Below are 22,117 nucleotides of genomic sequence, written 5' to 3' on the forward strand. Positions count from 1 at the left end.
GCGATGTCAAAATTTGCCATAATATCTGGACGTTACCCAAATACAAGTTTTGACTCTGTTGTTAATCATAGGATTTATGCTGACCGATATGATTTAACTTACATACATTGCAATTGGCCTACAAAACATAAAAATCTTTATTTTAATAAGCTTCAATATCTTTTAGAATATATAGATATATTTGATGCTATTTTTTGGATAGATGATGATGCTTTTTTTATAGATTTTAATATTGATATTCGAGAACTTTTACCTAAAAATGGACATTTAATTTCAATATGTAAAAGCCCCGATTTCAAATCTCTGAAAACACCATTTAGTTCTGGGCAGTTTATGATGGTTTGTAATGAGGATTCAAAAGAATTTTTAAAGAAAGCATTAGAAACCGACTTAAGCCAAGTTAAAAAATGGTGGATACCAGAATTCGGGTTTTTTAGCAATGGTGATCAAGATGCTTTGTATTATGTATCAGAAACACATGAAAAGTTTAAAAATTGCTTTGAATACCACGATTATAAAAGTTTCAATAGCAGATTTGAAAACCTAGAAAAAGCTGATGTACATTCTCCATTTATTTTGCATTTTACAGGTAAACCTGAAATAAAAAAGGAGAATTATAAGATATCACAGAAACTACTTAATAGAGATAGTTCATTAGCGCCACCAACACTATTGAATAATTATAATATAGCTTCTCAGAAAAAAACAACTGCAAAAGATGTTTTGAAAGGAATACTTAAGAAATTGATGAGGCGATGATCAAATTCTTAAAATATGCGCGAGACTTTAAGCTACCAGAAACTGTACTTGAATTATTAGAGAAGTACAGTATATCCTTTAATCCAAGTTTAATAGTTCACGATAATATCCACTATTTAGCCATACGACTTAAAAAGGATAAACAATCTAAGGTTACTGCTAAGCTAATTATCTGGGATGCTTCTAGAGTACAAGATATTAATCTTTCAGAAGAATTTGAACCTGATATTACTAAGGTTGCAGACCCTAAACTATTCCTTTTAGAAGAAAGTGTGTATTGCACGTTCAATACAGGTCATACTGCAAAAGAGCCAAACAAAATTTTCTTATGCAAAGTCGAAAACTTCGGTATTAGAGAAGTAAAAAACTGTGTGTATAATGAGCGAACTAGAATTGAAAAGAACTGGGCTTTCTTTAAAAAGGGTGATAAGTTATTATGTTTGTATAGCCTAAACCCTCTAACGGTTTTAGAAGCCAAAAATACAACTGAGGATAGTATAGTGTTTGAGAATATATTTTCCAACGAAACTGATTTAACCAACCATACCATCGGGAGTCCCTTTATTCCTAATAAGGAAAAGAATAGTTTAGCTTTTATAGCGCATAAAAAATTCTACAAAAGAGGTAAAAGGCTTTATTTGGGAAAAGTTTTTCATTTTAACACCAACAATTTCACCTTAACACAACAGTCATCATTTTTAGCGCATTCAATCGTATCGTTGTTTGGAAACAAAATAAAGCTCAATCCTAATTTAATATCTTGCACATATTTTTCAGGCCTACAATCGTATAAGAAAAAATGGATTATATCATACGGAGTTAATGATATTCAATGGAAAATAAAATGTTTAAATAAACTATAATGCCTTTAAGAACTTATTATTGGAATACCCGAAAAGTACCAAAGCTAAGGTTTTATGCTGAACGGATTTTAAAACCAAGAAAAATGATCTTTAAGCATGGTAATGCTGGAGATATTTTTAATGAGGATCTTATAAAGTTTATTTACAAAACCAATCCTCTAAATTTAAATAAGGAAGGTAATAGGCTTTTAATGGTTGGGTCCATTATGAACGTTCTCCTTGAAGATGATATCATAAACGGTATTGGCTGGAAAGGAAATGACATGTCAAAAAAAAGAGACATCATTGAAAAAGCAACTGTTTATGGTGTACGAGGTCCTTTAACAAAAAGTTTATTTGAAAATTATGGAACAGATTTATCAAACCTGAAATTTGAATATGATCCAGGGCTTCTTATTAAAGAGGTTTATAATGTAAATATGGAGAAATTTTCTGAAAATGGTCCAATTTTCATACCACATTACAGAGATTTATGGCAATATAAAAGCTATCCTAAAGGGCTTAAAGTTGTTAATATTGATAACAAACCAGAAACTATTATAAAACATATTTTAAAAGCTTCAGTAGTTTATGCATCTTCTTTGCACGGCATTATTTTTAGCCACGCGTTAAGCAAACCTTGTATTTTTGTAGCTCCTCAAACGAAAGAGCCAATATTTAAGTATCAGGACTATTTTATGTCAATAGGAATGGAAATGCCAGAACCACTTGCGCATATTTCAAAATTGTCCTACACTAAAGATGTGTCTACAACTTTGGATTATTCGATAGGACTGAAAGATTTTTACTTTCCAGATAATGAATTGTTGAGATCTAAGAATATTTTAAGTTGATAAGTCTAAGTTATGAATGTACTAATATTAGGCTTTAGAGACGCCAACCCTTTTTTTGATGAAATAGAAAAAGAAAGTTCAACACACTTTACTTACGGTACGATTCAAGATATTAATACAAATTATGATGCCATACTCATACATTGGCCAGAAAAAATCTTTAATTGGAAAGAACCATCAATTAGAGATTTAGATACTTTTACTACTTTTCTAAAAACAAGAAAACAAGAAAATTGTCCAATTGTACATTGCTTTCATAATGAACGTAGACATTATGGAATGACCTCCAATTTTGAAACGCTCTATAAACTTGTTTGGACTTATGCCGATGTCTTTATACATTTTGGGAGCTATAGTAAAATGAAGTACGAAAAAATGTATCCAGAAAAAGTACACGAGGTTATTCCTCATCCTTTGTATTTAAATTCATTTTCCAAAATCTCTAAAACTATTGGACGAAAGCATTTAGAGATTTCAGAAAAAAGTAAAGTGATTTATATTGCGGGAAAACTCAGAAAAAAAGCTGAAAGAGATTTTATTCTAAAAGCATTTGATAAACTAGATGTTGAAGACAAATTATTTTTAGGTCATATCTTATTAAAAAATAAGTTTCCAATTGATCTCAGCGCGCGTATTGGCTTGAGAAAATTACTTTCGCCAATTAAGAAGGTTTATGAGTATTGTGCGAATTTTGATTTACGGAAAAAATTAGCTTCAGAAGATATAAAGTTTTTAGAGACTCCTGTAAATACTAAGGTTATATCTAATTGTGTTGCAGCTTCGGATGTTGTATTAATACCGAGGTTGGATAGTCTTAATTCTGGTAGTATTTATTTAGGATTTACTTTTAATAAGATGGTTGTAGGGCCAGCGATAGGGAACATGAAAGAAATTTTGGAAAAGACAGGTGCCTATAGTTTTAATCCTGAGAATATAAATTTACTAGTGAACACATTAAAAGAAGCTTTAAATGTTAATGAACCTAATTATGGAGTAAATTTGGAAGCAATGTACCCTAAAAATGTTGCAAAAAAATGGGATGAACTTTTTGTTAATTTAAAACAGTAGTGTTGTTAATATCAATTATTATTCCTTCTTATAACCGTGCCCATTTAATAGGGGATACCTTAAATAGTATTTTAGATCAAACCTATAAAAGTTGGGAATGTATAATAGTAGATGATGGTAGTACAGATAACACTTTAGAGATATTAAAAGCCTATCAAGCCAAAGATGAAAGAATACATTTTTATTTAAGACCAGAACATAGATTGAAAAGCGCAAACACTTGTCGTAATATTGGAATTGAAAAAAGTAATGGTGATTTTCTACAGTTCCTAGACTCAGATGATTTGCTTTCTCCCAATAAAATTAAACTACAGTTGCAAGCTATATTAGATACTTCTGATGTTGCTTATGGAGGTTATAGATACTTTAAAAAAATAGAAGATATTGAGGGTGCAAAGAAAATACCTAAGCCTTATTATAAAAATTATAATACAGGAATTTCATTTTTGGAAGCTTTAGGTAATTCCGGTAGCTTTGTTCCACCGCATGCATACTTAGTTAGAAAAAGTTGTGTTTTTAAATCTGGTATGTGGGATGAAACTTTAAAATCTAATCAAGATGGCGAGTTTTTTTGTAGAGTATTACTTAAAGCTAATTATATAAAATATGTGCCTGATAGTGAAGTGTATTATCGCATACATGATGCACCTAGAGTAAGTAGTTTACATACTCTGAATGCTTTTGAAGAACGTATAAGAAGTTGGAAGATTATTCAAAAACATTTAAAGCCCTATGATTTAAATAATGGCTTATATATAAAAAGTGCAAAAAAAAATTTGTTTCGGATGATTGTGATTAAGCATCCCAAATTAATTCTTAAAAATTTAATTTTCTTTAGGCAACCATTAATATTCAAGTTAAAAAATAATAGGTTTACGAAAAGAATTCTTTAACACGACTAATGAACACACCCATGATTTCTATAATTACACCTAGTTACAATAAGGGTGCTTTTCTTGAAGAGGCTTTAAATTCTGTTTTAAGCCAGTCTTTTAAAGATTGGGAGTGTATTATTATAGATGATGGCAGTACAGATAATACTAGAGAAATAGGAGAACAATGGGCTTTAAATGATAAACGATTTAAATATTATTATAAAAAAAATGGTGGAGTAAGTAGTGCTAGAAATTATGCCATAACTAAAGCTTCAGGCACTTACATTTTACCCTTAGATGCAGATGATAATATTCACGAAGACTATTTAAGCAAGATTGTTTATGCATTTCAAGAAAATCCAAATTTAAAATTAGTAAGTAGTCGAATACAGAAGTTTGGCTACGCTCATGATGAATATGTTTTACCAGAATATAGTTATAAAAGACTTTTATATAGTAATTGTTTTAGTCATTGTTCTGCTTTTAAAAAAATAGACTGGGAAAGAATTGGAGGTTATGACGAGGAAATCCCATCTTTAGAAGATTGGGAGTTTTGGATACGATTATTAGATGAGAAAAGTGAAGTATTAAAAATACAAGAACTTCTTTTTAATTACAGAAAACATAAAACTAATTCCTTGTCAAATAGATTTTATTCTGATCCTGATTTTTATTTTGAGATGTATGACTTAGTTTATAAGAAAAACAAGATTCTCTATGATGCTTATTTTCCAAGACCAATAATTGCTTTTCAGCATCGTGAAGAATTATTGGCTTTTAACAATAAAATAAAAAATACATTAGTCTTTAAGATTTACACATTTTTAAAAAAGACAAAAAAAAAGTTAGGTTTTTAGATGCGAAAAGGCGAAAACATATCCAAGGAACAATCTATCTCATTAAAAGGATTTAACCATCGTGTTATCATACCATTATACATTCCTAACGAAGAAGATTATTATAAAGATTCTTGGCAAATTTTTACAATGTGTATAACATCGCTTTTAAATACGATAGCTCCACATACTGCAATTTCAATAGTTAGTAATGGATCATCCAAGGAGATAAATTCAAGATTGCTTAATTTTTGCCTAGACAATGATATTGATCAACTCATTATTGAAGAACAAAAAATAGGAAAAATCAATAGTATCTTAAGAGTTCTTAAGTTTACAAGAGAACCTTTCGTTACAATTACCGATGCCGATATATTGTTCTTAAATGGTTGGCTAAATGAAACCTCAAATATATTTCAAGCATTTCCCAAAGCTGCAGCAGTAAGTCCTTTACCTGTATTTAGGACACAAAACCATTATACATCTAATATTATATTTGACAACTTGTTTTCTAAGAAATTAAAATTTACAAAAGTTAAAGATCCTGAGGGTTTAACCAAATTTGCAAAAAGTATAGGATGGAGTCGCCTTGATGAAAAGTGGAAAGATTTGATAATGACTATTGGTTCAGATAAAATTAGAGCAGTTGTAGGTTGTAATCATGCAGTCGTGACCTACAGAACTGAGATCTTTAAAAAACAAACATTTAAATTTGCAGAGTATGCTTTAGGTGGAGAAACAGAAGGCTACTATTTAGATAGGCTTCCTCAGTTATATGATGGCTACCGTTTAGCAACGGAAACTACTTTTGCTAGGCATATGGGCAATCAGCTTGATGAGTCAATAATTACTGAATTTAAAACTATTGAAGTCGAAAAAGTTAATAGTTTCAAAACTGACAATATTTTAAAATATAGACCTTTATCTAATTTTCTGAAAAATATAATTTTTAAAAAGATATTGAATAAAAAATCGATCAAACGATTAGTGTATTTAAACAAAGGATTACCTTCAAGTAAAATTGAAAATTTTATTTAGCACATGAAAATATCTGTCGTCATACGGACAAAAAACCAAGAACATGAATTGGAGTTTTTATTAAAAAACCTCAAGACACGTTATGACGATGATATTGATGAAATTATAGTTTTGGACAATTTATCCTCAGACAATAGTGAGAAAATCACCCTACAATATGGCGCAAAATTTATATCTATAAAAAACTTTAGTTATGGTGGTAGCGCTAACATTGCTGCACAATCTGCAAGCCATGATATTGTCGTTTTGTTTAGTGCACATTCATATCCTGTAAGTCACGATTTTTTCAAGTTAATTAAAACAGCATTTATAGAAAACAAAAATCTAGCTGGAGTACGTTGCCTTCATAATCCTAATGACTATCAAAATTTTATTAATGGTATTAGCGCAAAAGAGGATCCCAATAAATCGGGACTAGTATTTGCGGGATCGGCGTTTAATAAGAAGGTTTGGTTAAAACACCCTTTTAATGAAGATGTTCCCACATTTGAAGATAAAGAATGGACTTTACGAGTGTTAAAAGAAGGATATGATATTGAGTTAGTTCCTGCCATTTTTTGCTACGATAAAAAACGTACTAAAGCACAAACATATTTCAGATTCAAAAACGACTTAAAGGGTAACTATCAAATATGGGGTATTTCGCCAACTTGGAAGGGTGTCTTTTGGGGTTTGTTAAAAGGTGTTTTTAATTTATTTTTCCATTTTTCCCTTGATGCTTATTATCTATTTAAACGTTTTTTTAGACGTGTAATTTTTCTGATAAATAAACCAACAAAACTTTAAAGTATAAAGTTTCCATAACTATAAAATTGGAGTTAAATCTCACAAAAATTTCTATTATTGCTATATATTATATACCCATACCGAAATAGAGAATTAAAAAGAATAGAAAATTCATTAAATTCTTTAAAAAATCAAACTAATAAAAGTTTTACGGTATACTTTGTAGATTCAGGAACAGAACATACTTTAGCTAAAGATGTTGAGAATCTAGTTAATACTTATGATTTTGTTACATATGTCTACCATAATACTCAGCACCAACCTTGGAATAAATCCCGAACATTAAATAGCGCAATTAAAAGTTTGGATGGTGGCTTTTGCTTCGTTGCAGATGTAGATATGATATTTAGGAATGATTTTGTGGAAATAGCTAATCAACTTCAAAAACCAAATAAGGCAACTTATTTTAAAGTCGGTTTTTTAGATCAAGTTGAAACTCAAAGAGACAAAGAGTTTGAACATTGCAACATCAAATTTGAAAGCACGTCTGAAGCTACTGGCCTTACAATGTTTCCAGTCGAAAACTTAAAAAAAATACATGGTTTCGATGAGTTTTACCACTTTTGGGGAAGTGAAGATACAGATGTGCATGTGCGTTTAAAACATAGTGGCTGTGATGTCCAATTTTATGATAAGGATATATTAATGTTACACCAATGGCATGAATCTTACCGAATAAAAGAACAGGATAAACTTACAAAAGAGCTTCAATTGTCGCATATAGTTAGACTAAATTATCGCCACCTAAACCATGCAAATGATTCAAAGAGGACTATAGTAAATAAAAGCACTTGGGGAAATATAATGACTAAATCTCAGTTTCAAGAGTTGGAAACTTGTGATACAGAAATGACATCAATATTAAATACCTTAGACCGCATTCAGCATTTTTTATATGTAGAATTGCACAATTTAGAACCTGGTATTTATAGATTTAGATTCTATTCCAATTCTTCAGAAAAAAGTTTGAAACAGAAAATCAAAAAACATCTTGGTAAAGAGAACGAAGTTTTCCTCACAATGAAAGAAGTGAACGATATGGTTTTACTGCACATTATAAGTTTTTATCGCAATAAACCTTATACATATAAAGTAAATGATAAGCTACAAGAGCTTTATTTGACCATAACACTATGAAAAAAAGCGTAGGCTTCATACCATTACGAAAAGGATCGAAAGGAATACCTGGTAAAAACAAAAAAGATTTGGCAGGAAAACCCTTGTATCAATGGGTTTTAGATGAAGCTATACAATCTAATTTAGATGAGGTTTTTGTTTTCACAGATGATGAGGGAATATTTAACGATGTGTCTCAAAATTATGCATCAACAAAAGTAAAGGCGTTACCACGATCACAAAAAAGTGCATCAGACACTGCATCAACTGAATTTGCTATGATAGAATTTGCTAAACAAATAGAGTATGATTTTGATATTATTTGTTTATTACAAGCAACTTCACCGCTAACAACTACTAAAGATATTAATGCTGCATTAGTAAAAATGGAAAATGTAGAAATAGATAGTTTGGTTTCTGTAGTAAGAACACACCGCTTTATTTGGAATGAAGATGGTACACCTCAAAATTATGATATTTATAACAGACCAAGACGTCAAGACTTTAATGGGCTGTTAATTGAAAATGGTGCTATATACTGTACAACGCAAAGTACTTTAAAGAGTTTTAGTAATAGATTGGGTGGCAATATAGAATTATTAGAAATGAAAGAAGAATCTTTAATGGAGATAGACAGTATTACAGATTGGAAAATTATTGAACAGTTATTATTAATTAAAAACAGTAACGTAAAACTATAACTTAAAATTTCAAAACTTTACATTTGTAACCTAACCAAATATGTAATGACTAACTACAATGCCCCTTTTGTAATTGCCGAAATAGGCTGTAATCATAAAGGTAATTTAGAAACAGCTAAAGAGCTTATTAAGGTTGCTAAAATATTTTGTAATGCAGATGCTGTTAAATTTCAAAAGCGTCACAATATAGAGTTGCTTACGAAAGAACAATATAACGCACCGCACCCAAACCCTATTAATTCTTATGGCGACACTTATGGTGCACATCGTGAATTTTTAGAATTTTCTCTAGAACAACATAAAGAGTTAAAAGACTACTGCGAATCTTTGGAGATAGTTTATTCTTGTTCTGTATGGGATACTACATCTGCAAAGGAGGTTTCAAGTTTAAATCCTCAGTTTATAAAAATACCTTCGGCTTGTAATAATCACTACAAAATGTTGGCCTGGCTTTGCGATAACTATAAAGGAGAAATTCATATTTCAACAGGTATGACAACGGCCAATGAAATTGAAGAGATTGTTAGTTTTTTTGAAGAGCATAAACGCCAACAAGATTTAGTACTTTATAATTGTACTTCAGGATATCCTGTACCTTTTGAGGATGTATGTCTTTTAGATATCGTAACCTTAAAAGAAAAATATGGCAAACGGATTAAGCATATTGGGTTTTCTGGACATCATTTAGGAATAGCAGTTGATGTTGCTGCGTATACCTTAGGAGCTCATATTATAGAGCGTCATTATACATTAGACAGAACTTGGAAAGGCACAGACCATGCTGCATCTTTAGAACCTATGGGTTTAAGAAAATTATCTCGTGATCTTAAAGCGGTGCACAAAACATTAACGCATAAATCACAAGATATTCTTCCTATTGAAAGGGTACAACGCGATAAGCTGAAGTATAGAAAGGATTAAACCTCAACATATGAGCAAGAAAATATTTGTCTTATTTCCAGATGGTGTGGGGCTCCGAAATTTTGCGTTCACAAATTTCAAGGAAATTGGTGAAGATTCAGGTTTCGAAGTAATGTATTGGAATAATTCGATATTTCCATTAAAAGATAAACTCGGTTATGATGAAGTGGTTATTGAAAACCGAAGCATACATCCTAAAACAGGAACACTTAATAGAGCTAGAAAACGAGTTGAGCTTGCATTGTCTAAAAAACGATTTAACGACAATGTGTATCCTACCTATCGATTTCCGCTTAGTTTTAAAACTCTAAGGGCAACACTAAAGAGCCTTTTTGTAAAATATCATGAAGTGACTCGTGCAACTCCTAAAGGATGGCAAAACCTTATGGATGAGATGTTCACTGCAGAACGCTCTACACAACGATATAAAGATTGTAAAGCACAGTTAGTAGAGCATCAACCAGATCTTGTATTTTGTACGACACAACGCTCTACACAAGCTATTGCCCCGATGCTGGCAGCTCAAGATTTAGGTATTCCTACTGTGTGTTGGGTGTATAGTTGGGATAATGTTCCTAAGGGTATGAGTACTATTGAAGCAGATCATTATATTGTTTGGTCGCAATTAATGAAAGATGAACTTTTAAAGTATTATCCAAAAACCAATCCAAATCAAATTACGATTACTGGGACACCACAATTTGAACCTCATTACGATACCAAGTTATTACAAGCTCGAGATCAATTTTTTAGTGACCATAATTTAGATAGCGATAAGCGTTATATCTGTTTTTCGGGAGACGATGAAACAACATCGCCATTAGACCAATTTTACCTAGAAGACGTTGCTAAAGCTGTAAGGCAACTTAATACAGAAGGCTATAATCTGGGTATCATATTTAGAAAAGTTCCAGTTGATTTTTCTGGGCGTTATGATGAAGTTTTGAAAAATTATTCAAATGAAATTATTGCTATAGATCCACTTTGGGAACCAATGGGTAACCAATGGAATATGGTAATGCCAACAAAAGAAGATTTTAAGTTGTTAGTTAATACCTGTCATCATAGTGATTTAGTTGTTAATATATGCTCGAGTATGGTATTCGATTTTGCAATACATGATAAACCTTGCATTTATCCAAATTACGAACAACCACAATTAAAAAAAGGAGTGCGTGATATAGGTCAAAACTATAATTATGTGCACTTTAGAACGATGCCTAAAGATGCAGTTGTTTGGGCTCTAAATAAAGCTGAAATTTATACAGGAATTAAATCAATATTAGATGGTGCAGTTAATCCAGCTCCAATAGCTAAAGAATGGTTTAAAGTTATAAATCAACATCCTTGTAATATGGCAAGTGAGCGTATTTGGGAAGCATTAAAAGATTTCACCTAATCAATACATATGCACATTGCTTTTCTTACTTCAGAGTACCCTCACGAACTAGCATCCAGATCTGCAGGCATAGGTGCAAGTATTAAAAATATCACTGCAGGTTTAGTAAAACATGCAAGAGTTTCTATTTTTATATATGGACAGGACAAAAATGTTGTAATTAGAGAAAACGGTGTTACACTACATTTTATAAAGCAGAAAAAGTTTAAATTTTTTAGCTGGTATTTTTATCGTAAGCATCTTCAAAACTATATAAATAGCTACATTGTAAAAGAACACATTACAGCAATTGAAGTGCCTGATTGGACAGGAATTTCAGCCTTTATGAATTTAAAATGTCCAATAGTAATTAAGTGTCATGGAAGTGACACCTATTTTTGTACTTTAGAAAAACGAAAACAAAAATTTAAAAATTACTTTTTAGAAAAGAAAGCTCTTAAAAGTGCAGATTACATATTGTCGGTAAGCAAATTTACTGCGGAAACTACAAAACGACTTTTTAATTTGTCGAAACGAATAGAGACAATTCCAAACGCGATAGATTCGACCAAATTTATCCCAAAACCAATAGCTGAATCAAAATTGACAATTTTATATTTTGGTACATTAATTCGGAAAAAAGGTGTTTTAGAAATACCTTTATACCTCAATAAAGTGGTTGAAGATTACCCAGATTGTCAATTTATCTTTGCGGGAAGTGATGTTCTCGATTATGAAACTAACACATCGACTTGGGGATTAATGACGAATCTAATGACTAATGTGGTTAGAGACAACTCTACTTGGTTAGGCAGTTTACCATATTCAGAAATGCAAGATCTTATAAACCAGGCTTCCGTTATTATTCTTCCTAGCTATGCTGAAGCTATGCCAATGACTTGGTTAGAGGCTATGTCGATGGAAAAAGCATTAGTAACTTCAAATATTGGCTGGGCTAAAGAATTAATGATACATAATAAGACTGGTTTTATGGCAAACCCAAAAGATCATGACTGTTATGCAAATCATATACTTCAGCTTTTAAATGACAAACACTTAAGGTATACATTTGGACAAAATGCAAGAGCTCATGTAAATTCTAGTTTTAGTTTAGAGGTAATAACCGCTCAAAACATAAATTATTATAAAACCATTGTATCATGATTATTTTAGAACATACATCTGGTTTAGTTGCAGTACGAGCCTATGATGCTAAAAAGCAAGAGATTTCATTGCAAACTATAAATGCTTGTGAAGCCTTACTTTTTTTAGCTAAAAAATTTCCTAATGAACATATCATTTGGGTAGAAGCAAAGTTGTCTTCTCAAATTAATGGTGAAGTACTTAAATCTCAATTTTCTCATCAAAGAGAAGTATTAACTTTCTCTAACACCAATTATTTTCCAGCTTGTATTGGGTATGTTGAAAACTCTTCTTTTTTAAAAGTTAACCCAAACGTTAAGTACCCAACTTGGCAAATGTCATCTCAATTGGGTGGAGCGTTAGGCTCACAATTACTACAATTTAAGAATACTGTGAGTGAAGAAATGGGCTTAGATTATATGCTATGTTCCATCGCAAAACTAGGGCAACCCAAAGGATTGTGCTGTTATAGGTTACCATTAGAAACTTTAAATACTGTAGATGTTAAACAGGCAACCACAAGCATTGTATTTAAATTCGTAAGGCAACATTATAGATTACAATGGCAATTTTTACTCTTGTTTAATTTAATTGTATTTGAAAACAAATGGCCGATATTATATATGCTTAAAAGTGTATGCACTCAAAAGCGATTACATTTAAAAAATTCATTACCAACTATACAAGTTAAAAAAGAAGTTTTTGCACAACAACAACAACAACAACAACAACAATTAGACGTAATCATTCCCACGATAGGTAGAGCATCATATTTATATGACGTCTTAAAAGATCTTTCAAATCAAACTATTCTTCCTGAAACAGTAATTATTGTTGAGCAAAACCCAAAAGAAAATGCATCAACTGAGCTAGATTATATTAAAACAAAATCTTGGCAATTTAAAATTATTCATCAATTTATTCACGAAACAGGAGCTTGCAATGCAAGAAATATAGCTTTACAACTTGTAAAATCAAGTTGGGTGTTTATGGCTGATGACGACATTAGGATAGCTTCCAATTTTATAGAAAAGGCATTAATTGATTTAAATGTACATAGTAATACTGCCATGACCTTTAGCTGTTTAAAAGAAGGAGAGACAGAACAAATTAAAAATTTAATACAATGGAATGCGTTTGGCTCAGGTTGTAGTATTGTAGAATCTGATATAGCAAAAAAGGTAGGCTTTGATACATCTTTTGAAAATGGATTTGGAGAAGACGCAGCCTTTGGAAATGATTTAAGAAATAGAGGTGTTGATGTTCTTTATAATCCATTTACGAGTTTAACACACTTAAAAGCACCGATAGGAGGCTTTAGGCAACCTGTTAAGTTTCTTTGGAATGATGATAAAATAAAACCAAAACCATCGCCAACTGTGATGTTGTTTCAGTTAAAACATAGAACACCAGAGCAGGTAAAGGGTTACAAATCACTTCTATTTTTAAAATTTTACAAAAAACAAAATATTAAAAACCCAATTCGTTATGTTCGGGTTATGAAACAACGATGGAATGCTAGCGTAAAATGGGCTAATTATCTAGATAAATAGAACTCATGAATTTCACGCTAATTATCTGTACTTATCAACGACCGCAATCACTTTTAAACTTATTAAAATCTGTTAGAGAGCAAAGCTTATATCCTAATGATATTATAATTATAGATGGATCTATAGGTGATACTACTGAAAAAATAATACAATCAAATTCATTTATAAATCTAAGGTATTTTAAAGTTTCTGAGAAAAATCGAGGTTTGACAAAACAGCGAAACATTGGTATTAATAAAGTTAATAAATATTCGAAAGTGGTTTGTTTTCTCGATGATGATGTTATTTTGGAGGATAATTACTTTAGCGAAATACTTAAAACTTACATACGTCATCCACAAGCTCTAGGTGTAGGCGGTATATCCAACAATGAGATAAGTTGGGAGTTGATAAATGAAAATGAGGCTCGACAGGGCGAAAATTATTATTATTTTGATGGCTATAAACGGAAAGAGGGATTACGGTTTAGGCTTCGTAAAAAACTGATGTTGGATGCAAATCGTCCACCAGCACATTTACCTGAATTTTCACATGGCAGAAGTATTGGATACCTTCCACCATCTGGTAAAACCTATCCTGTAGAACAGTTAGTGGGATATTCCTGTTCCTTTAGAACGGATATCCTAAAGCAAAACAAATTTTCAGAATATTTTGAAGGCTATGGTTTATATGAAGATGCAGATTATACCTTGCGCTTATCAAGTATAGGAAAACTATATGTCAATACAGCAGCTCAATGTAAACACTATCATGAGGCATCAGGTCGACCAAACCAATTTAAGTATGGAAAAATGGTAGTAAAGAATGGATGGTATGTATGGCGAGTACGTTGGCCAAAACCAAGTTTAAAAGCTAGATTGAAATGGCATGCCATAGTTTGGCTGCTTACTTTAGTACGTTTATCCAATGTAATTACAACTAAAGACAAGAAAAAAGCCTTGACTGAAAGTTTAGGACGTATAGTTGCTTGGTGGCAGTTGTTGTTTAAGAAGCTAAAATTTAAACTATAGTTAAATTAATGTTTAAGTATTTATATAAATCATCGTTCATATTATCAGTAATTGTAGTTGCTGTAATTATTTGTGTCGTCCTCTTAAATTCTTTTTTGCATCATGATGGATATTTAACACCTGACTCTACTGAATACCTTACCCTAGTAGAAAATTTAAAACACAACGGTGATTTTTATGTCACTAATAATATTAGAATAGGGGATGAGCACAAATTATTTGTTAGATGGCCTATAGGCTATTCTTTAGCTATTGCAGCTATATCGATCTTGGGTATTTCGTCATTTTTAGCTTCCAAGGTTCTAAATATTTTAATTGCTATTGGATTTGTATTACTTCTAAATTCAAGGTTTCGTAATGACTCTAAATTTTATTATCCATTATTATTATTTGCAGGAAGTATTTACTTGCTTAGTGCAACTCTCTCAGAAGGTTTATATACGTTTTTGTTCTTTTCACTTGTATTTATTTTAGAAAGATTGTTATACTTTGAAAAGGATATAAAATGGTATCATTACTTTATTGTATTTACTATTACGCTTAGCATCCCAATGGTTAGATACGCAGGAATATTTGTGTTTTTCTATTTAAGTGTGTTAATTTTCTACAAATTTTTTAAAAGAAACTATAGGGGTATAGGTTTTTTGGTAACGGTTCTTTTTCTGTCAAGTGTATTTTACGCTATTTACCTTTATATCAATTTTAACGTAACAGGGACACTAACAGGTGGCTCAAGACCTTTTGTTTTTAATGTTAAAACAGGAAATATCGTTAAATCTCTATTAGGAGAATTGGTATTAATTTATCCTGGATTTTCTTGGAAAGCTCTAGCCATTCAAGGTATTGTAATCATATCTTCGGTTTGGGTTTTGAACTTTAAGTTTGTAGACGAAAAAACTGATAAATCAGAAAGCGCAGGTTCTCTTAAGTTTTATGGCCAATCGGGTGTTTTTTATTTGATATTCATAATTGTTTTAGGTGCGATTACGAATTTTAAAGAGTATAATTTTCGGTTTTTATATTCAGGTAGTTTTCTAGTATTGGTCTACTTCTTTTCCATCATTCTTAGAAAAACATCGAAATTGAACTTTTTTAAACTGACATATACAATTGTTATAGTATCAATTTCTTATAACGGTTATTTACTCTTTAAATCAAAAATGAAAAATTCAAACACTTATTCAAATACAATTGAAAATGTAAAATCCCAATTTAAAGATGTTTCTGTGGGTGATGTGATTATAAACCCACCAAAACATTTAAGCTATATTAGACCGGATTTACTGTTGTTCAATAGAAGCCTTTATAATTATAATGAAAAAATGAAGGAAGATTTGATAATGAAATACCCTGAAAAGAAAATTTATATAGTAGATGATAATGGGAGTCTTGTCAAATTAAAATAATAGCTTTTTAAATTATAATTTCTATCCCTCACTGATTATAAATATTAAAAGTGTTAGAGGATTTTAATGATTTGGAATACGGTCCTAATCTACTTTAAGGATAAAATGAAAAAAAGTAGTAAAAAATGGATGATACATGTGGCGAGTACGCTGGCTAAAACCAAGTTTAAACGCTAAATTGAAATGGCACGCCATTGCTTGGTTATTAACAATGATTAGATTAACCAATGTTTTTACGACAAATGAAAGTAAAAAAGGGCTTACAGAAAGCTTAGGTCGAATAGTTGCTTGGTGGCAATTATTGTTTGTTAAACCGAAATAAAATTAAAATTCAGCTCATTAAGCCTGAATTAGCATAGCTCTTTATAAGACAGTCACGCCAAGTTCAATCAATGTAATTTTAATTTTCAATCGTTAATTTTCATTTTCCTATGTTTTAACCTACATCTTAAATAAGAAATCTGAAATGCAAAATTGTAAATGCAGCATACGTTGTTAGGTTAAATGGAGTCTTATATATAGCCTGCGATGCTTGTGTAAAATACTAAAATATAACTTGTATTTATTTCAATAGCTTAGTAGGGTCTTAAGTATAGCTTAAGTATATCTAATGTATATAAAATATGTGCTGTAAACTTCTTGAGATTATGATATCTGCAAGTGGGTTTTTAGATACCAGATCTATTCAAAAGCGAATAGTATTTTTTTGAGTATTTCTAACTTCACTACAAACTCTTAATCACTAAGTTTGTTAAAATTTTAATTTCACATCATGGTTCCTCTCCATATCAACTGCAACTTTAATATTTTATCTTGAAATTCTGCATCATCACACATACAAAACACCATCTCTCAAACAATGAGGTATTTGCTTATGCGCCTTATGTTCGGGAAATGAATTTATGGTTAAAACATGTTGATGAGGTTGAAATAGTAGCACCTAAAACCCAAAATAATTCTTCAATATTTAAAGCCTATAGGCATGATGATATTAAGTTAACAGAAGTCGATTCATTTTCGCTGTTAGGTATTTTGTCATGTATTAAAACGCTTTTTGTTTTACCTGAAATTCTTTATAGGATTTATAAAGCAATGAAACAAGCAGATCATATTCATTTGCGTTGTCCAGGTAATATGGGATTATTAGGGTGTCTTGTACAAATTTTGTTTCCAAATACAGCTAAAACTGTAAAGTATGCGGGAAATTGGAATCCTAATGCAAAACAGCCTTGGAGCTATAAACTGCAGAAACGTATACTGTCTAATACAACGTTAACAAAAAACTGTAGCGTATTGGTATATGGCGAATGGCCAAAACAAACTAAAAATATAAAGACATTTTTTACAGCCACATATTTCGAGATTGAAAAAGAACCTATTAAGGAACGAGACTATTCTAATATTCTAAACTTTGTGTTTGTAGGAACACTTTCTAAAGGAAAACAACCTTTAAGAGCAATTCAACTTGTTGAGGATCTTGTAAAAAGTGGAAGAGAAGCGAGTTTAGAAATTTATGGTGAAGGCGACCAAAGAGATTCTCTTGTAAAGTATATTAAGCTAAAACATCTTTCTGATTACATAATATTAAAAGGTAATCAATCAGCAGAAGTTATAAAAAGTGCCTATAATACATCACATTTTTTAATACTACCAAGTAAATCTGAAGGTTGGCCAAAAGTTGTGGCAGAAGCCATGTTTTGGGGTTGTATACCTATTACGACACCAGTATCTTGTGTGCCTTGGATGTTAGATTATGGTAAACGTGGTTTCATAATTGATTCTAACTTTAAGCTAGAATCAATTGTTGAAAATACCAAGCATTTAAAAAATATGTCCCATTTAGCATCTGCTTGGTCTAGAACGTATACTTTAGATAAACTTGAATTAGAAATAAAAAAATTACTCTTTTAACGTAATTGTTTTATCTGTATTTACAATAAAGTGAGACTCATCAATTGGTTGTTGTACTATAGAAACAGCTTCTTGAATTGATTTGAAATAAGGAGAAAACTCAATCTCATTTCTTAAACTAATGGCTTTAGCTTCGTTTACATACAAATTCCAAAAACCACTTTTGTTATTTTTGTAAAGTTCAGTATCAAGAGAATACTTCGGGTTATAATGGTAAGTGCCAGTAATTGATGTATAAAATTCTTCTGAATTAAAAGGTTCATAACTCATCGTGATAGATGAGCACTCTTCACCTAAAATATCTTTTTTAGGCTCTAAGTCTCTTTCGAAAATCAATAATTTTTCTTTAACTACAGATATGTCTTCCTTAGTGATGGTATCATTATTTTGATATTCTGTATAAGAAAAGCCTTCATTAAGGTTTACTATAACCTTCATCCATCCCGAAGAGCCTTTTGCATTATATATTAATGCATACTTATCTGGTTTAATGTATGCAGTACAAGAATCACCAAGCTCTTTGGCTAGCATCGCTGTATCGATATTATCGTGTAATGAGATAAAGGTATTCTTGTAATCTATTTGTCCTTCAAAAAAATCTTGAGCAAAAGTTTCTTGAGAAACAAGACAAATTATAAGAGTTATAATTCCTATTCTCATATTAAGAAACAACATCTTTTATGCGCTGTAAAGCTTCTTTAATTTGGTCTTGGCTTGCAGCATACGAAATTCTAATACAGTCTGGATTACCAAAAGCATCACCAGTAACAGTAGCAACTAAAGCTTCTTCTAATAAAAACATAGAGAAATCTGTAGCATTTTCAATCTTATGACCTCTTAACGTCTCGCCAAAGAAAGAAGATACATTAGGAAATACATAAAAAGCACCTTGTGGCTCTGTTGTTTCAAAGCCTTCTATGTTGTTTAATAACCCTAAAATTAGTTGACGACGCTTTTTAAACTCATCAATCATAAATTGAATATTACTCACAGGAGCTTCTAATGCTGTAATTACTGCACGTTGAGCTATACAGTTTGCGCCACTAGTAATTTGACCTTGCATCTTATTACATGCACGAGCAATATACTCTGGAGCTCCAATATAACCTATTCTCCAACCTGTCATGGCAAAAGCTTTTGAGACACCATTTACTACTACGGTACGGTCATACATATCCTCAAATTGTGCCATAGAAAAATGTTCTCCAACAAAATTTATGTGCTCGTAAATTTCATCACTCACCACGATAATATTAGGGTAGTCTACTAATACATCTGCTAAGGCTCTTAACTCTTCCTTGCTATAAAGCATACCACTTGGATTACAAGGAGAACTAAACCAAATCATTTTAGTTTTAGGAGTAATGGCAGCACGTAACTGCTCTGCTGTCATCTTAAAATCTGTTTCAATAGAAGTTGCTACTTCAACAGGAACACCTTCACCAAGTTTTACAATTTCGGCATAGCTTACCCAATAAGGACAAGGTAAAATAACTTCATCTCCTTTGTCTAGCAATACCATAGCAACATTAGCTAAAGATTGTTTTGCTCCAGTAGACACTACAATTTGATTGCGATTATAAGTAAGAGTATTGTCTCTTTTAAACTTTGTAATTACTGCATCTTTAAGTTCAACATAACCATCAACAGGTGTGTAACCGTTATAATTATCATCTATGGCTTGTTTTGCAGCATCTTTTACAAAATCTGGTGTATTAAAGTCTGGCTCTCCCAAACTTAATCCTATAATATCTTTACCTTCTGCTCGTAACTCTCTAGCCTTGGCTGCCATAGCCAATGTTTGAGAGGTTTGCATGCTGTTAATACGTTCTGAAAGTTGAGTAGTTGTTGTTTGTGACATTATGCCGCTATTGTTGGTTTAGCGCCCATTTGCTTTAAGTGCAGGAAATGAGCTTTTATTGCGCTTCTAGTTGTTTCGTATTCGTGATAAGGAAGATTAAATTCCTTTGCAGTATTTCTTACTATTTCTGAAATCTTAGTATAATGTATATGACTAATATTTGGAAATATATGGTGTTCTACCTGATGGTTTAAACCACCTGTAAACCAGTTTACTATTTTATTTTTTGTTGAAAAGTTAGTAGTGGTCATTAATTGATGAATTGCCCACGTATTTTTCATATTACCGTCTTCATCTGGTAATGGCATTTCTGTATGATCTACAATATGTGCTAATTGAAAAACAACACTTAAAATAAGACCTGCTGTATAATGCATTACAAAAAAGCCGATAAGAACCTGCCACCAAGCAAGGTTGCTAAACAGTATTGGGATTACAATCCACAATGTCACATAGATTAGCTTTGTAATAGCTATGGTACTCCATTGTTTTAATGGACTAGGCAGCTTTCCATATGATAATTTTTGAGCTAAGTAACGTCTAGATTGTTTGAAGTCTGTAGTAATAGCCCAATTAAATGTTAACAGTCCATAAAGAAAGATTGAGTAATAATGCTGAAATTTATGAAACTTACGCCATTTTGCGTGTTCAGAAAATCTTATAACACGTCCGGCATCTAAGTCTTCATCGTGTCCATGTACATTAGTATAGGTGTGGTGTAAAACATTATGTTGTACCTGCCAATTGTAAACATTACCAGCTAAAAAGTAAATGGTGCCACCCATAACTTTATTTACCCAAGATTTCTTGGAGTAAGAACCGTGATTACCATCGTGCATAACATTCATTCCTATTCCAGCCATTCCAACACCCATGACAATGCTTAAAAGAATCTTCCAAAGAAAGCCAATGTTAAGTGTTAGAATTAAAAAATATGGTGCTAAAAATAGCGTGAACATGACAATGGTCTTAAGGTGTAATTGCCAGTTACCGGTACGTTTAATATCATTTTCCCTAAAGTAATTATTAACGCGCTTGTTAAGGGTTCTAAAAAATTTTTTAGAATCTACTCTTGAGAAACGTAGAGGTTGTTGTTGCATAATTTTGTATGATTTACAAAAGTAAGAAATAAAGACTTAGTCGAGTTTAGCTTGCTTAATTATTAACGTAAACTTCAACTAATCATTTTGTAGTAATTAAAATAAAAAAAATAATTATGTATGTAATCTTAGGGAATTAGTACACTTAGTCTAAGTGTATGTGTCTTAATTACAGTGCATTAAGTAGAATGTTGCGATAAGCCATTAGTTTAAAGCTATTTTATGCTGTTTTGAAACCTTATTACTATGATTAATATTACACATTTTACTTATTCAAATTGTGGATAATCATCTAATTTAAAATCGTGTTTAAGAAAAAGAGATTCTGTTACTAAAGTGCCATCTGTATAATCTGTTATATGTAAATTTCCATATCTACAGATAAAAAAAGCAAAGCGTTGTTGTTTATCAAACCACACGGTAAACTCAGGAAAATTTAGATCTTCTGTAGCAAGCGTATAGATTATATGTACAAACTCATTTAAATCAGTAAGAGAAACCTCAATAGCTTCAGTATAGGTTTTTGTAGGAATATGTGTTGCCAAATTCTTATAAGCTTCAGCAATATCGGTGTAGGTAGAATTTTTACTAGAGAAAAAATCTAATTTTATAAACGGTATAAGTATTAATGCTTCGCAATCAATTTCAGTAAATACAGCTTTCAACTTATCTGAAATTTCTAAAGGATGTAACGCTTTTTGATCACTTGCTACTCTCGCGCAAAAATTATGTGTGTTGTAATCTTTTACAGTTAGTGATATAGCATCAAATTTTGAAGTGTAACTTTCTTCCTCATCTTCATCATAAAATGACTGTTGAATACCGTGTATATGAGACGCTAATATTTTATACTGCTTGAAAACATCTTGTCTGTCTAGTAACTTCATTTAAAATTGTAAATGTATAGTTATATATTATTACACCTAAAGATACTGTTTTTAGGTAGAAAAAACTTTTAG

General features: G+C 31.3%; 21 protein-coding genes. 17 read left to right on the plus strand and 4 right to left on the minus strand.

From position 1 onward, the window contains the following. The first annotated feature begins 3 nt into the window (after positions 1 to 3). The 17 genes from CA2559_RS07240 (at position 4) to CA2559_RS07325 (ending at position 18,197) form a co-directional block, all read left to right on the plus strand. Positions 4 to 759, plus strand: a complete 756-nt coding sequence (locus CA2559_RS07240) for a hypothetical protein (RefSeq protein ID WP_013187208.1) — start codon at positions 4 to 6, stop codon at positions 757 to 759. Beyond that, positions 756 to 1,622: a hypothetical protein gene (locus tag CA2559_RS07245; protein ID WP_013187209.1), complete on the plus strand. Its 867-nt coding sequence runs from the start codon at positions 756 to 758 to the stop codon at positions 1,620 to 1,622. The genes CA2559_RS07240 and CA2559_RS07245 overlap by 4 nt, the downstream gene beginning before the upstream one ends. 83 nt (positions 1,623 to 1,705) lie before the next feature. Next, positions 1,706 to 2,455 (plus strand): polysaccharide pyruvyl transferase family protein, encoded by a 750-nt coding sequence (locus CA2559_RS07250; protein ID WP_202944740.1) that lies wholly within the window; start codon positions 1,706 to 1,708, stop codon positions 2,453 to 2,455. Positions 2,456 to 2,467: 12 nt separating this feature from the next. Continuing rightward, entirely contained in the window at positions 2,468 to 3,523 is a 1,056-nt protein-coding gene (locus tag CA2559_RS07255; protein WP_013187211.1) for a glycosyltransferase family protein, read from the plus strand. A gap of 2 nt (positions 3,524 to 3,525) precedes the next feature. Continuing rightward, positions 3,526 to 4,416: a glycosyltransferase family 2 protein gene (locus CA2559_RS07260; RefSeq protein WP_013187212.1), complete on the plus strand. Its 891-nt coding sequence runs from the start codon at positions 3,526 to 3,528 to the stop codon at positions 4,414 to 4,416. 8 nt (positions 4,417 to 4,424) lie between these two features. Then, a complete protein-coding gene (locus tag CA2559_RS07265) occupies positions 4,425 to 5,255 on the plus strand; it encodes a glycosyltransferase family 2 protein (RefSeq protein WP_049787198.1) in 831 nt (276 codons plus the stop codon). Further along, positions 5,256 to 6,272: a glycosyltransferase family A protein gene (locus CA2559_RS07270; protein WP_013187214.1), complete on the plus strand. Its 1,017-nt coding sequence runs from the start codon at positions 5,256 to 5,258 to the stop codon at positions 6,270 to 6,272. Between the two features lie 3 nt (positions 6,273 to 6,275). Further along, on the plus strand, positions 6,276 to 7,058 hold the full coding sequence (locus CA2559_RS07275) for a glycosyltransferase (protein WP_013187215.1): 783 nt from the start codon (positions 6,276 to 6,278) through the stop codon (positions 7,056 to 7,058). Between the two features lie 57 nt (positions 7,059 to 7,115). Next, positions 7,116 to 8,195, plus strand: a complete 1,080-nt coding sequence (locus tag CA2559_RS07280; protein ID WP_013187216.1) for a galactosyltransferase-related protein — start codon at positions 7,116 to 7,118, stop codon at positions 8,193 to 8,195. Continuing rightward, the gene (locus tag CA2559_RS07285; protein ID WP_013187217.1) at positions 8,192 to 8,875 is read left to right on the plus strand and encodes an acylneuraminate cytidylyltransferase family protein; all 684 of its coding nucleotides are present in this window, start codon (positions 8,192 to 8,194) and stop codon (positions 8,873 to 8,875) included. The genes CA2559_RS07280 and CA2559_RS07285 overlap by 4 nt, the downstream gene beginning before the upstream one ends. Positions 8,876 to 8,920: 45 nt before the next feature. Further along, complete coding sequence (locus CA2559_RS07290; protein ID WP_013187218.1) at positions 8,921 to 9,796, plus strand: N-acetylneuraminate synthase family protein; 876 nt, start codon at positions 8,921 to 8,923, stop codon at positions 9,794 to 9,796. A 10-nt stretch (positions 9,797 to 9,806) separates the two neighbouring features. Next, positions 9,807 to 11,195: a glycosyltransferase family protein gene (locus CA2559_RS07295; protein WP_013187219.1), complete on the plus strand. Its 1,389-nt coding sequence runs from the start codon at positions 9,807 to 9,809 to the stop codon at positions 11,193 to 11,195. A gap of 9 nt (positions 11,196 to 11,204) precedes the next feature. Further along, positions 11,205 to 12,338 carry a glycosyltransferase family 4 protein gene (locus CA2559_RS07300; RefSeq protein WP_013187220.1) on the plus strand — a complete coding sequence of 378 codons (1,134 nt, stop codon included), beginning with the start codon at positions 11,205 to 11,207 and terminating at the stop codon, positions 12,336 to 12,338. Continuing rightward, a complete protein-coding gene (locus CA2559_RS07305; protein WP_013187221.1) occupies positions 12,335 to 13,870 on the plus strand; it encodes a glycosyltransferase family 2 protein in 1,536 nt (511 codons plus the stop codon). The genes CA2559_RS07300 and CA2559_RS07305 overlap by 4 nt, the downstream gene beginning before the upstream one ends. Before the next feature lie 5 nt (positions 13,871 to 13,875). Beyond that, positions 13,876 to 14,880 (plus strand): glycosyltransferase family 2 protein, encoded by a 1,005-nt coding sequence (locus CA2559_RS07310; protein ID WP_013187222.1) that lies wholly within the window; start codon positions 13,876 to 13,878, stop codon positions 14,878 to 14,880. 95 nt (positions 14,881 to 14,975) lie between these two features. Continuing rightward, positions 14,976 to 16,286: a hypothetical protein gene (locus CA2559_RS07315; RefSeq protein ID WP_041240946.1), complete on the plus strand. Its 1,311-nt coding sequence runs from the start codon at positions 14,976 to 14,978 to the stop codon at positions 16,284 to 16,286. 894 nt (positions 16,287 to 17,180) lie between these two features. Next, positions 17,181 to 18,197, plus strand: a complete 1,017-nt coding sequence (locus CA2559_RS07325; RefSeq protein ID WP_013187225.1) for a glycosyltransferase — start codon at positions 17,181 to 17,183, stop codon at positions 18,195 to 18,197. Here the strand turns inward: CA2559_RS07325 and CA2559_RS07330 are convergent. The 4 genes from CA2559_RS07330 to CA2559_RS07345 all read right to left on the minus strand — a co-directional run bounded on the left by CA2559_RS07330 (position 18,186) and on the right by CA2559_RS07345 (position 22,045). Beyond that, a complete protein-coding gene (locus CA2559_RS07330; RefSeq protein ID WP_041240948.1) occupies positions 18,186 to 18,857 on the minus strand; it encodes a hypothetical protein in 672 nt (223 codons plus the stop codon). The genes CA2559_RS07325 and CA2559_RS07330 overlap by 12 nt on opposite strands. A gap of 1 nt (position 18,858) precedes the next feature. Then, entirely contained in the window at positions 18,859 to 20,058 is a 1,200-nt protein-coding gene (locus tag CA2559_RS07335; RefSeq protein WP_013187227.1) for a pyridoxal phosphate-dependent aminotransferase, read from the minus strand. Beyond that, a complete protein-coding gene (locus CA2559_RS07340; protein ID WP_013187228.1) occupies positions 20,058 to 21,158 on the minus strand; it encodes a fatty acid desaturase family protein in 1,101 nt (366 codons plus the stop codon). The genes CA2559_RS07335 and CA2559_RS07340 overlap by 1 nt, the downstream gene beginning before the upstream one ends. A 269-nt stretch (positions 21,159 to 21,427) precedes the next feature. Beyond that, a complete protein-coding gene (locus CA2559_RS07345) occupies positions 21,428 to 22,045 on the minus strand; it encodes a hypothetical protein (protein WP_013187229.1) in 618 nt (205 codons plus the stop codon). Positions 22,046 to 22,117: the final 72 nt, after the last annotated feature.

It is taken from the genome of Croceibacter atlanticus HTCC2559, assembly GCF_000196315.1.
GTDB lineage: Bacteria > Bacteroidota > Bacteroidia > Flavobacteriales > Flavobacteriaceae > Croceibacter > Croceibacter atlanticus.

Coding starts and splice junctions, on each gene's coding strand:
- CA2559_RS07240 (WP_013187208.1), top strand. CDS start 4: ATGTCAAAATTTGCCATAATATCTGGACGTTACCCAAATACAAGTTTT.
- CA2559_RS07245 (WP_013187209.1), top strand. CDS start 756: ATGATCAAATTCTTAAAATATGCGCGAGACTTTAAGCTACCAGAAACT.
- CA2559_RS07250 (WP_202944740.1), top strand. CDS start 1,706: ATGATCTTTAAGCATGGTAATGCTGGAGATATTTTTAATGAGGATCTT.
- CA2559_RS07255 (WP_013187211.1), top strand. CDS start 2,468: ATGAATGTACTAATATTAGGCTTTAGAGACGCCAACCCTTTTTTTGAT.
- CA2559_RS07265 (WP_049787198.1), top strand. CDS start 4,425: ATGAACACACCCATGATTTCTATAATTACACCTAGTTACAATAAGGGT.
- CA2559_RS07270 (WP_013187214.1), top strand. CDS start 5,256: ATGCGAAAAGGCGAAAACATATCCAAGGAACAATCTATCTCATTAAAA.
- CA2559_RS07275 (WP_013187215.1), top strand. CDS start 6,276: ATGAAAATATCTGTCGTCATACGGACAAAAAACCAAGAACATGAATTG.
- CA2559_RS07285 (WP_013187217.1), top strand. CDS start 8,192: ATGAAAAAAAGCGTAGGCTTCATACCATTACGAAAAGGATCGAAAGGA.
- CA2559_RS07290 (WP_013187218.1), top strand. CDS start 8,921: ATGACTAACTACAATGCCCCTTTTGTAATTGCCGAAATAGGCTGTAAT.
- CA2559_RS07295 (WP_013187219.1), top strand. CDS start 9,807: ATGAGCAAGAAAATATTTGTCTTATTTCCAGATGGTGTGGGGCTCCGA.
- CA2559_RS07300 (WP_013187220.1), top strand. CDS start 11,205: ATGCACATTGCTTTTCTTACTTCAGAGTACCCTCACGAACTAGCATCC.
- CA2559_RS07305 (WP_013187221.1), top strand. CDS start 12,335: ATGATTATTTTAGAACATACATCTGGTTTAGTTGCAGTACGAGCCTAT.
- CA2559_RS07310 (WP_013187222.1), top strand. CDS start 13,876: ATGAATTTCACGCTAATTATCTGTACTTATCAACGACCGCAATCACTT.
- CA2559_RS07325 (WP_013187225.1), top strand. CDS start 17,181: ATGAATTTATGGTTAAAACATGTTGATGAGGTTGAAATAGTAGCACCT.
- CA2559_RS07330 (WP_041240948.1), bottom strand. CDS start 18,857: ATGAGAATAGGAATTATAACTCTTATAATTTGTCTTGTTTCTCAAGAA.
- CA2559_RS07335 (WP_013187227.1), bottom strand. CDS start 20,058: ATGTCACAAACAACAACTACTCAACTTTCAGAACGTATTAACAGCATG.
- CA2559_RS07340 (WP_013187228.1), bottom strand. CDS start 21,158: ATGCAACAACAACCTCTACGTTTCTCAAGAGTAGATTCTAAAAAATTT.
- CA2559_RS07345 (WP_013187229.1), bottom strand. CDS start 22,045: ATGAAGTTACTAGACAGACAAGATGTTTTCAAGCAGTATAAAATATTA.